The 13,060-nt window shown below is 47.4% G+C and carries 11 protein-coding genes; 6 read left to right on the top strand and 5 right to left on the bottom strand.

The genetic code is table 11. The features are described 5' to 3' along the window. Positions 1 to 36: 36 nt before the first annotated feature. Genes F3I09_RS19490 through F3I09_RS19475 form a run of 4 tightly spaced genes read left to right on the top strand, consistent with a single transcriptional unit; the run spans position 37 to position 6,340 of the window. Positions 37 to 1,896 (top strand): glycoside hydrolase family 13 protein, encoded by a 1,860-nt coding sequence (locus tag F3I09_RS19490; RefSeq protein ID WP_149696711.1) that lies wholly within the window; start codon positions 37 to 39, stop codon positions 1,894 to 1,896. A 26-nt stretch (positions 1,897 to 1,922) separates the two neighbouring features. Beyond that, complete coding sequence (gene pgmB / locus F3I09_RS19485) at positions 1,923 to 2,585, top strand: beta-phosphoglucomutase (RefSeq protein WP_149696710.1); 663 nt, start codon at positions 1,923 to 1,925, stop codon at positions 2,583 to 2,585. A gap of 44 nt (positions 2,586 to 2,629) precedes the next feature. Continuing rightward, a complete protein-coding gene (locus tag F3I09_RS19480) occupies positions 2,630 to 4,954 on the top strand; it encodes a glycoside hydrolase family 65 protein (protein WP_149696709.1) in 2,325 nt (774 codons plus the stop codon). 12 nt (positions 4,955 to 4,966) lie between these two features. Next, entirely contained in the window at positions 4,967 to 6,340 is a 1,374-nt protein-coding gene (locus tag F3I09_RS19475; protein ID WP_149696708.1) for an MFS transporter, read from the top strand. 83 nt (positions 6,341 to 6,423) lie between these two features. Here the strand turns inward: F3I09_RS19475 and F3I09_RS19470 are convergent, their stop codons facing one another. From F3I09_RS19470 to F3I09_RS19450, 5 genes are all read right to left on the bottom strand, one after another. Beyond that, positions 6,424 to 6,762: a helix-turn-helix transcriptional regulator gene (locus tag F3I09_RS19470; protein ID WP_149696707.1), complete on the bottom strand. Its 339-nt coding sequence runs from the start codon at positions 6,760 to 6,762 to the stop codon at positions 6,424 to 6,426. Further along, positions 6,740 to 7,201 carry an SRPBCC domain-containing protein gene (locus F3I09_RS19465; protein WP_149696706.1) on the bottom strand — a complete coding sequence of 154 codons (462 nt, stop codon included), beginning with the start codon at positions 7,199 to 7,201 and terminating at the stop codon, positions 6,740 to 6,742. The genes F3I09_RS19470 and F3I09_RS19465 overlap by 23 nt, the downstream gene beginning before the upstream one ends. Before the next feature lie 170 nt (positions 7,202 to 7,371). Beyond that, a complete protein-coding gene (locus tag F3I09_RS19460) occupies positions 7,372 to 8,244 on the bottom strand; it encodes a hypothetical protein (protein WP_149696705.1) in 873 nt (290 codons plus the stop codon). 328 nt (positions 8,245 to 8,572) lie between these two features. Next, on the bottom strand, positions 8,573 to 8,854 hold the full coding sequence (locus F3I09_RS19455) for a hypothetical protein (RefSeq protein WP_149696704.1): 282 nt from the start codon (positions 8,852 to 8,854) through the stop codon (positions 8,573 to 8,575). Between the two features lie 99 nt (positions 8,855 to 8,953). Further along, complete coding sequence (locus F3I09_RS19450) at positions 8,954 to 10,594, bottom strand: carboxylesterase/lipase family protein (protein WP_149696703.1); 1,641 nt, start codon at positions 10,592 to 10,594, stop codon at positions 8,954 to 8,956. 123 nt (positions 10,595 to 10,717) lie between these two features. Here F3I09_RS19450 and F3I09_RS19445 point away from each other — a divergent pair, with 123 nt between their 5' ends. Next, positions 10,718 to 11,269: a gluconate 2-dehydrogenase subunit 3 family protein gene (locus F3I09_RS19445; RefSeq protein WP_149696702.1), complete on the top strand. Its 552-nt coding sequence runs from the start codon at positions 10,718 to 10,720 to the stop codon at positions 11,267 to 11,269. Between the two features lie 14 nt (positions 11,270 to 11,283). Next, the gene (locus tag F3I09_RS19440) at positions 11,284 to 12,993 is read left to right on the top strand and encodes a GMC oxidoreductase (protein WP_149696701.1); all 1,710 of its coding nucleotides are present in this window, start codon (positions 11,284 to 11,286) and stop codon (positions 12,991 to 12,993) included. Positions 12,994 to 13,060 lie beyond the last annotated feature (67 nt).

The following is a 13,060-nucleotide window of genomic DNA, read 5'->3' as shown; positions in this document are numbered from 1 at the left end:
GCTGCACTATTTAAAATAAGAGAAGACTTAAAGCGCATGTTACAGACGAGAAGAATGTTATTGACCGCTACGCTGATGCTGACCGCTATGTGTACAGCTATAGCACAGATGCCGAAACTGGAGCGGATAGAGCCCGCTTTCTGGTGGACGGGCATGCAGGAGCCACTGTTACAACTGATCGTACATGGAGATAAGATTGCAGCGTATGAAGTATCCCTCAGTTACCCCGGTGTGACGCTGCAGGAAGTACACAAAGTAGAGAACCCGAATTATCTCTTCGTGGATATCAGCATTTCTTCTGCTGCTGAACCGGGAACGTTCCCAATTGTATTCAGGCAGAAAGGGCAGAAGGATATCATTTACAAATATGAGCTGAAAAAAAGGGAGGGAAGCATCAAAGCACAGGGAGTGAACAGCAGTGACCTGGTCTACCTGATCATGCCTGACCGTTTTGCGAATGGCGATAAAAGCAATGATGTCATCAAAGGGATGCAGGAAACCTCACTGAACAGAGATTCCATGTATAAACGCCACGGCGGTGATATACAAGGTATCATTGATCACCTGGGATACCTGCAGGAAATGGGTGTGACCGCATTGTGGATGACGCCCATGGTGACGAACGATCAGCCTTCAGCTTCCTATCATGGCTATGCGGCAACAGAAAACTATCGTATAGACCCGCGCTTTGGTTCCAACGAAATATACAAACGCCTGGCTGACAGCCTGCATAAACGGGGTATGAAACTCGTGCAGGACCTCGTGCATAATCATATCGGCAGTCAGCACTGGACGATGAAAGACCTGCCTATGAGAAATTGGGTACATCAGTGGCCGGCATTCACCCGGTCCAACTTCCGGGCTGCCCCGCTGATGGACCCTTACAGTGCAGCTTCCGACAGGAAGCTGATGACGGATGGCTGGTTCGATGTGCACATGCCGGATATGGACCAGTCCAATCCCTACGTACGGAAATACTTTACACAAAGTCATATATGGTGGATAGAATATGCAGGTGTGGATGCATTCCGCCTGGATACTTATCCGTATAACGATGCAGATTTTATGGCTGAATGGGGAAAGGCCATTAAAGCCGCTTATCCGGGCTTTACCTTCTTTGGTGAGGTATGGGTACACAGCGGTCCTGAACAGGTCTTTTTTACCCAGGGAAATACGGTAAACAGGGGCTTCGATACACAGCTGCCTGGTACGACAGATTTCCAGAGCCTCTGGGCCATCTCTGCAGCCCTCAATGAGAAGCCGGGATGGGATGATGGCGTAGTGAAACTCTATGCTACCCTGGTACAGGATTACCAATACCAGGACCCTATGCGTAATGTGGTATTCCTGGATAACCATGACCTGAGCCGCTTTTATTCTGTCGTAAATGGCAATAAGAACAAATACAAGGCCGCACTGGCCTGGTTGCTTACTACCCGTGGCATTGCGCAACTGTATTATGGCGCTGAGATAGGCATGAAGAATTTGAGCAATCCGGATGGCCTGGTACGTGAGGATTTCAAAGGGGGATGGGCTGGTGACACACTGAACAAATTCACCGCTGCCGGCCGTAATGCAGAAGAGAATGAATTGCACGACTATGTCAGCAAACTGGCCAACTACCGGAAGAATAATCCCGTACTGCAAACCGGGAAACTGATGCAGTTCATCCCGCAGGATAATGTTTACACTTACTTCCGCTATAATGCGGAGAAGACCGTGATGATTGTCGTGAATCCGAATGACAAAGAGATCGCAGTATCAACACTACGATTCACGGAAAGGACCACCGGTTTTACCAAAGCAAGGGACGTGATCTCGGGGAATAGTTTCAGCCTGTCAGACAGTCTCCGTATTCCTGCAGAGAGTACTTTGGTGACGGAGCTGGTGCGATAACATTAATAAACGATTTACCTGAATATATGCAAGGAATAGCAGCATGCATTTTTGATCTTGATGGCGTAATAGTAGATACAGCTATCTATCATTTTAAAGCCTGGAAGAGACTAGCCAACGAACTGGGGTTCAATTTTACAGAAGCACAGAATGAAAAGCTGAAAGGCGTGAGCCGTGTCCGTTCCCTGGAGCTGATACTGGAATGGGGTGGCATAGAGAAGTCAGCTGCAGAACAACACGAGCTGGCGACCCGGAAGAATGAATGGTACGTGGATATGGTCCATCATATGACACCGGAGGAGATCCTGCCCGGTGCAAAGGAGCTGCTGGAAAGCCTGCGTGCGGCAGGTATAAAAACGGCCCTGGGATCGGCCAGTAAGAACGCCCGCGTGATACTGGAAAAGGTAGACATCCTGCCTTTATTTGATGTAGTAATAGATGGCAATATGGTGTCTGCCTCAAAGCCGGATCCTGAAGTATTTCTCAAAGGTGCAGCGGCTTTGGGTGTATCACCGGAAAAATGTATCGTTTTTGAAGATGCCATTGCCGGTGTGGAAGCAGGTAAAGCGGGCGGAATGAAAGTGGTAGGCATAGGAGAGCAGAGCGTACTGAATGAGGCAGACCTGGTTGTCGGTGGCCTGCAGGAAATCAACATTCAAACACTGACGAATTTATACAACTCAAAATAAACAATGCCAATTGCGTGCGCAAAACGGTGCCATTAGTAAGAGTTATGAAGCAATACATAAAAGTAGACGGGTGGAACATTATCGAAGAAGGTTTTGTACCACATTATAACAAGATTTCTGAAAGCATTTTCAGTCTGGGTAATGGCCGTATGGGACAGCGGGCCAACTTTGAAGAGGCTTATTCAGGCGAAACATTACAGGGTAACTACGTGGCCGGTGTGTATTATCCTGACAAGACCCGCGTGGGCTGGTGGAAGAATGGTTACCCTGAATATTTCGCCAAAGTTTTGAATGCTGCCAACTGGATCGGTATTGATATCCGTATTGACAATGAAGTGCTGGACCTGCACACTGCGCAGGTCAATGATTTTCGCCGTGTGCTGAACATGCAGGAAGGGTATCTGCAACGCTCCTTTACCGCTACTTTGCCAGATGGTAAACAGGTACGCGTAGTGTCTACCCGTTTCTGCAGTATTGTAGATGATGAAACAGGCGCGATCCGTTACAGCATTACACCACTGAACTTTGATGGTACATTGCAGGTGACTTCCTGTATTGATGGTGATGTAAAGAATCAGGATGCCAACTACGATGAGAAATTCTGGGATGAGGTGAATGCCAGCGTGGAAGGTAACAGTGCTTACCTGACGCTGAAAACAAAGAAGACCGGTTTTGAGGTATGTACAGGTATGCAGTTCCACATACACCAGGATGGTAAACCAGTAGAACTGAGCGTCACTCCGGTGCGGAAAGAAAAATATGTAGGAGGGAGTACTACTGTCTTCATATCACGCAATAAGGAAATAGTCATCTATAAATACGCAGCTAATCTTTCTTCAGAAAATCATGCTGTTGCTGCACTGGCCAACAACTGTAAAACTGCCGTCAGCAAAGCTGCTGCGAAAGGCTTTGATATAATGCTGGCCGAACAGGCTGCTGCCTGGGCCCTGAAGTGGAAGGAAAGTGATATCGTCATAGAAGGTGATCCTGCAGCGCAACAAGGCATCCGCTTCAACATATTCCAGCTGAATCAGACCTATACAGGTGAAGATGCACGCCTCAACATCGGACCTAAAGGGTTTACCGGTGAAAAATATGGCGGCTCCACTTACTGGGATACCGAAGCTTACTGTATTCCATTTTACCTCGCTACTGCCGATCCGCAGGTGGCCCGCAATCTGCTTATCTACCGTTATAAGCAACTGGGTAAAGCTATTGAGAATGCTGCTAAACTGGGCTTTAACAAAGGGGCAGCCTTATATCCTATGGTGACGATGAACGGGGAAGAATGTCATAACGAATGGGAGATCACCTTCGAAGAAATTCACCGTAATGCTGCTATCGCGTTTGCTATTTTCAACTACATTCGCTATACGGGGGACGAAGGTTACCTGGCGGAATATGGACTGGAAGTACTGGTCGGTATAGCGCGCTTCTGGGCACAGCGTGTGAACTGGAGCGATGCCCGTCAGCAGTACGTGATGCTGGGAGTAACAGGACCAAACGAATACGAGAACAATGTCAACAATAACTGGTACACCAGCACCATGGCTACCTGGTGTCTGCAATATGCAATGGAGGGACTACAACATGTGAAGGACACTGCTCCTGACAGGTACGCCACCATCCTACAGCAGACAGCTTTTGACGCAGGACAGGAAACGGAGAAATGGCAGCATATCATCGACAATATGTATTACCCGGTAGATGAGCAACGTGGTATTTTCCTGCAACAGGATGGTTACCTGGACAAGGAACAGATACTTGTGAAAGATCTGGATCCTGCACAAAGACCATTGAACCAGAAATGGAGCTGGGACCGGATCCTGCGTTCCTGTTATATCAAACAGGCAGATGTGTTACAGGGGCTGTACTTCCTGGAAGACAGGTATGATATGGATACACTGCGTCGTAACTTTGATTTCTATGAACCAAGAACGGTGCATGAAAGTTCTTTGTCGCCCTGCGTACATGCTATACTCGCTGCAAAGCTGGGAGATGAGCAACGCGCGCATGAATTCTATCTGCGTACTTCCCGTCTTGACTTGGATGATTATAACAACGACACAGAGGATGGTCTGCACATCACTTCTATGGCAGGCACCTGGATGAGTGTAGTGGAAGGTTTTGCGGGCATGCGTGTAAGAGATGGACAGTTACAGTTCACACCATTCCTGCCGGGTAAATGGCAATCTTTTGCTTTTAACATCCGCTTTAGGGGTAGGGTGCTGAAAATAAAAGTAAGTCAGCAGGGAGTGAACATTGAGAACGGATCTGCGGAAGATATCACAGTGCTCGTTTACGGAGAACCGGTACATGTACCTGCAGGTAAGATGGTGACAACAAAACAAGGAAATTTAGTCAATTAAAATATTTATCCCATGAAAGGAATGGTTAAGCCGCGGTTGTCTGCTGCGCGCATATGGAACATGAGCATGGGCTTTTTCGGTATCCAGTTTGGCTTTGCCTTGCAGAACGGGAATGCATCCCGTATTCTGCAGACCTATGGAGCAGAAGTGGAGCACCTGTCATTGTTCTGGCTGGCAGCTCCCCTGACAGGTATGATTGTACAGCCGATTATCGGGCATTACAGTGACCGTACCTGGAACAGGCTGGGGCGCCGCCGTCCATACTTCCTGGTAGGTGCCATCGCTACTGCACTGGCTTTGATACTGCTACCCAATTCCTCACTGTTGGCTTATATACTGCCGCCGGTATTGATCGGGGCAGGCATGCTAACGCTGATGGATGCTTCAATCAATGTAGCGATGGAACCCTTCAGGGCACTGGTGGCGGACAATCTACCGGACGAACAACGCAGCCAGGGATTTTCGGCCCAGACCTTCCTGATAGGGGCAGGAGCTGTTTTAGGTTCTTCGCTGCCTTACCTGTTAGCGGAATATGCAGGTGTATCAAAGACCGCCGCACCGGGCGTAGTACCGGATAACGTGATCTATTCCTTTTATGTCGGCGCAGCTGTATTGCTGGCTACCATTCTATGGTCGATCTTTACTTCGAAAGAATATTCCCCGGAAGAATTTAAACAATTCAACCCGGAACATGCTGCAGAAACGCATACAGGAGGTATCAGGACTATCCTGAAAGATTTCTCCAACATGCCTGCCGCCATGAAACAACTTGGCCTGGTACAGTTCTGTTCCTGGTTTGCATTGTTTTCCATGTGGGTGTTCACTACACCTGCAGTGGCACAGCACATCTATAAGGTACAACCGGGAGATACTTCTTCTACGCTCTTTGCAGATGCAGGCAATAAGGTAGGATTCCTGTTCAGTATCTATAGTGCTGTATCAGCTGTTTATGCCCTGATATTACCGTTTATAGCGCGTAAAACATCCCGCAGGGCAGCACATGCCATCTCACTGACAGCAGGCGGTTTATCGCTGATCTCTTTCTATTTCATCCAGGATCCAAACCTGCTTATATGGCCTATGATCGGAATCGGTATGGCATGGGGAAGTATTCTTTCCACGCCATATGCTATTCTGTCTGGTGTAATACCATCCCACAAAACAGGGGTATACATGGGTATCTTCAACTTCTTCATCACCTTCCCGCAAATAGTGAACGGCATCTTCGGAGGTCTGATCGTGAAACATTTATTTCACAATGAAGCGATCTTCGCCCTGGTAATGGGTGGCGCGTTTATGATCATCGCAGCAATAGCAGTACTGTATGTAAAAGACAGGGAAAAGAAGGCTACAGAGAAACTGGTGTCAACATATGGTGTCGCGTGAGACGACATTTCAGATCTGAATCCCCGTTACAGGCAGAAATGCTGAAGTAACGGGGTTTCATATGATCATCACTTACTGTGCATTTATTTCTTTTTCCGGGCGATGTCAGGGTGCTTCTCCAGCAGTTGTTCCAGTTTGCCCAGGCGTTCTTTCCAGAAATTATCAAAGAAACTGATCCACTCCTTTAACTCATCAAACCCTTCCTGACGCAGTATACAATACCGTTCCCGGCCTTTCTCTTCAAAGGTGATAAAACCTGCCTGGTATAATACCTTGATATGCTTCGAAATGGCAGGGCGGCTGATGTCAAATTGCTCTGCAATGGCATTGATGGACTTTTTGTCACCGGCCAGCATAAGCAGTATCTCACGCCGGCTTGGGTCTGCGATAGCCTGAAAGCTATCTGACGGTAGCGTTGTCATCGGTAAAATTTGTAAGTGCTTGCTGGAAACGTCTGGCCACTTTGTTTTTCCATCCCATTTCCATAATAAAGCTGCTAATATAATTCTTCATACCCTTAAACCCTATCTGTTCCAGGTGTAATTCTGTACCACCATCTTTCGGCACCAGTATCCAGTTCACCACTGTATCAAGATTATAAACACCTTCACTGGGACCGCCCTTGAATGAGTAGGAAAGCTTTTGCAAAGGAACCACTTCCAGTACCTCAAAATACATCTTGCCATCCCAGTCCATCTTCGGGCGTGGTTTCGTTTGTTCCATCCATTTAAAGCCTACTTCTGCCCTGAAGCCACCGGATGTGAGATTCCATTGTTTCAGTATTTCAGGGTTGGTAAGGCATTCCCATATCGTTTCTACAGGGTGAGGATAAAACCACTTGAGTTTAATGTCTCTTTTCATATATGTAACTTTGAAGTTACACAAAGGTATATGTAACTTTTGAGTTACGCAAGTAAAATGAGTAAAAAAAGCAGACTGCCCAACCCGGTATCCCAGGTCGGGCAATCTGCTTATCTATACTACTGCCGGGCTTAACACAAGTGCGGCAGTGGTAATTGAATACTCCTTAGTTATGGCAAAGGTGCAGCAGCTGTGGTGGTATAAACTACAGGCCATACATTTGGTGAAGGCACGCTTACGCCTTTGTTTGCCCCCATTACTTTGGCATCAGCGCCGAAGTAATACAGTGGCCAGCCTTTGTAGGTAATTTGTTTCTTACCGAGTACAGTAATGATCGCAAAGTCTGTTTTAGAAAATCCTGTAGGTACATTCTTTACTTCTGATACTTCATAAATAGGCCAGATCGCATTGTGTGTTTCATCTGTGTTAGTGAAGTTATTTTTACCGGATTTGTCGTTGGCAAATTTGTATAGCGTACGACCACGGTCATCTACCAGGTATTTGGAAGCTCCTGTACCCAGTGCAATAGTGCCGGTGTTGTCCAGTACATAATCTTTTCCGTCGTTGCCGTGCAACTGGAAGTTGGCTACCATTACAGTGTAGTCAGGTTTAGCTACAAACCAGATGTTACCAACGTTTTCACCTTTGGTGTCACCTGCAGCTGCATCATTTACATAGTAGTATAAAGGCCAGCCTTTATAAGCAGTCTGTTTGGAACCATCAGGGCGTGTAACAGTGGTGAAATCATTCTTGTCCAGTGAAGTATCCAGCGTCAATTTATCAGCTGCCACATAGAATACAGGCCATGCAGCAACGCAACCATCTTTACAGGTAGGTGTGCCCTGTGCATCGTTGGAGAAGAAGTACAGGGTCTTACCGGTGCTGTCTGTCAATACTTTACCAAGCGTTGTGTTGTTGGCCACCAGTACGGTTTTCTTAGGAGTTGGTGGTGGTGTACTACCGCCATCGTTGTCATCTTTGGAACATGATGTTATCACTGAGGCAACGAATAGCATTGCCACTGCAGATTTTAATAAATGCATGGTGTTTAGAAATTTTTAAATAAGCAAATTGTGAGCACTTGTGTCAACTCCTTAATACGAGACTAAAATTGGAAAGGTTGCCTGAGGGTATAAAAATCTTTTTTATTTCTGCTAACTGATTGATAGCGTATAGGGTTTGGGGCCATAGGGGCTGAAGTACTGACACACCAGCAGATGGCAGCGATATTTTCGGAGGTACCGGACCGTGAGATATTGTTCATTGATAACCTGAAGAGGCTATCAATGATGTATTGCCGGGGCTTGGATTTCCTGCCTGGCAGGCGATTGGCCTGCTGGAAGATTATGTACCGTTGTTTTCCTGATGGTATTAGGCTTTTGCCTTGCCTCCACTGAACTGCGGTGGAAGTAAACTTATCTGCTTCCACAAGGCATCAGCTATCTCTTTGCCTTCTTCGTTCAGGTCCTTTGTTTCATATTGGGGGTGTTCGCTGTCGTCAGGTTTTACTATATCAAATTGCCTGGGAAAGGATACATTGGAATGCACATTCGGCGCAATATGATAAATGGTGGCGTTTTCCTGCCGTTCAAATGAAACATCATACATCTGATGCTGGTCATTGTGCGCAATTGTTATTTGTCGGGTCATCATAAATCACTGTTTTAAATAGGGGTACAATAACCAGGCCATTGGCACAGTAAAAAACTCCGGGTCCGTTGCGGCAATGGCAGGAACGGACCCGGAAATGTATTATTGTTTAAATGCCTTATCCAGGAACAGGTACCTGTTTCCGTGTTTTTCCTGCTGAAGTGAAGACCGCAGATCAATATTCATATACCGGGGGCGGGTAACAGCATCGGCTTCCCATTTCGGGAGGGAACCGCCATTCGGATTGCCGGTTTTGATAAAATTCGCAAAGTAATTCAGCATAGTACTGGACACCAGGTAATCTTCCTTGGTCCAGGCATACACCTCATTGTGACGCAGATTACCCAACGCATACTCTATCTCTGCCGCATGAGGCGCTCCTTTAAATGTTTCTGCCGGCTTAGGTTTTGCTGGCTGTGGAGCGCTTGTTCTGATCACACCTCCCGCCAGTCCCGGCTGGGCATTACCCATTTTGGGTACCATTGGCGGACGGCTACGGGAGAAGATATAACGGTACACAGGTTGCTGACTGGTGCTTAACTGCAGTGTCGCCCATTTCCATGTGCTGTATACAATGAACCGGTCGCTGGCCAGGTCTGTGGCAGAGGCGATAACTTCCTCCCTGGTATTACCCGGATACAAACGGAGTACTTCTTCCGCATCTTGCGGATATAATTCTTTGATCTTTCTGGCATAGTTCTCCGGAGTAGGATCATCCTTCCAAAGTAATGCCCTGTATGGTAGTTCTGCAGAGTTCCAGCCTACGAGCAGCGGCACATGTGCCTGTTCGCCTGCGGCAAAGATCTCTGCCGGCTTTTTAGGCAGTACATAACCGTCCACATTGGTCGATAATGGCGGCATGCCTGGTCCGGAAGCCCTTTTTAATAACTCTTCCGCCGGAATGGCCCTCAGGTCCTCCAGGGAGCTGGCTCCTAATGCATTGGCAAAGGCCACACCGTTCTTTTCTGCATCTTCCTTACTGGCGGGTGGCATAGTGGGGAATATCATCGCACCGCTTTCACCAATAGCGCCATTGATCAGGTCTTTGGACAGGGGAGATGCCATCAGGGCGGATACTGAAATAGAACCGGCTGATTCCCCGGCAATGGTGATCCTGTCTGGATCGCCGCCGAAGGCAGCAATATTCTTCTTTACCCAGGCCAGTGCTGCCTGCTGGTCCAGCAGGGTATAGTTGCCAGAGGCATGGTATGGCGCCTCTTTTGACAACTCGGGATGGGCCAGCAATCCGAATACGCCCAGGCGGTAATTCACCGTCAGGGATATAATTCCTTTGCGGGCCATACTCTCGCCATCGTAGCGCCCCTCTGAGCCGTCTCCTGCTACCATCCCGCCACCATAGAAATAGACCAGTACCGGCAGCTTTAGCCTGGAAGGCTGGGAAGGCGCCCAGATATTCAGGTATAAGCAGTCCTCACTCATGCCGTTGGAGCGGAAGTTCATATCTCCGAACACATTCCCCTGCATAGCCCTGGGGCCGAAATGATCCGCTATCAAAATGGTGTCCCAGGCCTGCAAGGGCTGTGGCGCTTTCCACCTGAGTGGTCCTACGGGCGGTTGTGCATAAGGAATGCCCTTATACGTACAGACTCCGTTGGTCAGCCTGCCTTTTACACGGCCACTTTCAGTTTTGACCATAACGGCAGTAACGACCCTGCGTTGGGATTGGCATGGTAGCCAGGCCAGCTGACTGAACAGGATGAGCGACAAACAGTATAATTTCATAACATGCGTATTGATATAAAGGAGATGGCCTGAAGTTACTACATCGAAAATTATGAAACAATTGACTTGGAAATATTAAATTTAACCTATACCTTATCGCCTTGTTTTAGTAAACACCTATACATGCTAGTAAATAGACGAACCGCGTTAAAACAGGTCTTAGTAGTATCCGCAGGTCTGGCATTGTTGCCTTCCTGTTTGCGGAAACCGTCTCCTGCTTCTATCTCATTGAAAAATATAGCAGTAGATGCTGAAGGGGAGAACATGCTGGCTGCGCTGGCAGATACATTGATCCCTGCTACCTCTACACCAGGTGCAAAGGACGTAAAGGCGCATTTATTTGCCCTCACGATGGTGGACGATTGTATGAAAAAAGAGGATCAGCAGAAATTCCTTACCGGTATGAAAGCATTTTCTGACCTGTGTCAGAAAAAGAACGGTCATTCTTTTGAAAAGAGCAGTCCCGCCGAAAGAGCAGCGCTCCTCAAAGAGCTGGAAGCTGCTGATGCCAGCAAAGACGATGCCGCTGCATTTTACCGCACTGTAAAACAACTCACCATTTACGGATATACCACTTCCGAATATTATCTAACTAAAGTACAGGTATATGAGCTGGTACCTGGACGTTTCCATGGAAGCGTGCCTGTTAAACCGGCCAGCAAAAGGACTGCTTAATTTTATAAATCAGTATGGCGAATATTAATAAGGGGGCTCAGGATCACACATTCGATGCGATCGTTATCGGGTCTGGTATCAGTGGAGGATGGGCAGCAAAGGAATTCACGGAGAAAGGCTTAAAGACACTGGTACTGGAAAGGGGACGCGACGTAAAACATCTCAAAGATTATCCGACTACAAATAAATATCCCTGGGAATTTCCTCACAGGGGGCAAATACCACAGGCTATACAGGAAGAAGCGCCTGTTGTAAGCCGTTGTTATGCGTTTAAGGAAGATGCTATGCACTTCTTTGTAAAGGATAAAGAACATCCCTACGAACAGGATAAACCCTTCGACTGGATCCGCGGATACCAGGTAGGGGGTAAATCCCTCCTCTGGGCACGACAGACCCAACGCTGGAGCGACTTCGATTTTGAAGGTCCTGCAAGGGACGGCTTCGCAGTAGACTGGCCTGTCCGGTATGCTGACATTGCTCCCTGGTACAGCTATGTAGAGAAATTTGTAGGTATTTCAGGAAATAAAGACGGTATCCCTAACCTCCCTGATGGCGAATTCCTGCCACCATTGGAGATGACGGCTGTTGAAGAATATTTCAAAGGTTTTGTAGCAAAGAACTACAAGGACCGTCACGTCATATATGGCCGTTGCGCGCATCTTACCGAGCCGCAGCCTATTCATATCCAGCAGGGCAGAGTACAATGCCAGAAAAGAAACCTCTGCCAGCGCGGATGTCCGTTCGGAGGTTATTTCAGCAGTAACTCATCTACACTGCCATGGGCTGAAAAGACGGGTAACCTGACCCTGCGTCCATTCTCAGTGGTACACTCTATCATCTATGATGAACAGAAAGGAAAGGCAACAGGCGTACGCGTAGTAGACACGCAAACCAAAGAAACGACGGAATATTATGCACGCGTCATCTTTGTCAACGCTGCCGCTATCAATACAAACCTGATCCTGCTGAACTCCACTTCCAACCGTTTCCCGAACGGATTGGGTAATGACAGCGGTGTACTGGGTAAATATTTCGCTTTCCATAACTACCGCGGACGTATATCCGCCGATTATGAGGGTATGCCTGATCTGACTACAGAAGGTCGTAGCCCTACCAGCGCTTATATTCCAAGGTTCCGTAACGTGGTTAAACAGGAAACAGACTTCCTGCGCGGTTATGCTGCAGGTTTCAGTACCGGCAGACGCTCCTGGAACAGCCATGATGGTTTCGGGCAGACGCTGAAAGATCACCTCTTCAACGAAGAAATGGGCAACTGGTGGGTAGGTTCTCATATGATGGGAGAAACCATTCCTAAAGAGATCAGCCAGCTCACACTCGATAAAACGAAAAAGGACGAATGGGGTGTGCCTGTCATTCACGTGAATCTTGGTTATGATGACAACGACGAAAAGATGTTGAAAGACTTCTACGAACAGATGACGGAGATGTATACCAAAGCTGGTTTCACCAACATTCGGACAGAAGACTCAAAACAGGCGCCGGGACTGGATATCCATGAAATGGGTGGTGCGCGTATGGGTAAGGATCCTAAAACATCTATCCTCAATAAATGGAATCAGATGCACGCAGTGAATAATGTATTTGTGACAGATGGTGCGTGTATGACTTCCACTTCAACACAGAACCCTTCGCTGACCTATATGGCGTTAACTGCCAGGGCGGTGGATTATGCGGTGTCGCAGTTGAAGAAAGGAGAGATATAACGAAACGTATTTAGTAAAATAAAAAGCCTTCCTGTTGATGCGGGAAGGCTTTTTTATATATCTCATA

Origin of the sequence: Chitinophaga sp. CF418, assembly GCF_900142925.1 — a bacterium.
GTDB lineage: Bacteria > Bacteroidota > Bacteroidia > Chitinophagales > Chitinophagaceae > Chitinophaga.
Note: the sequence above shows the minus strand (reverse complement) of the source record. Positions and strands in the feature narration are given on the sequence as shown.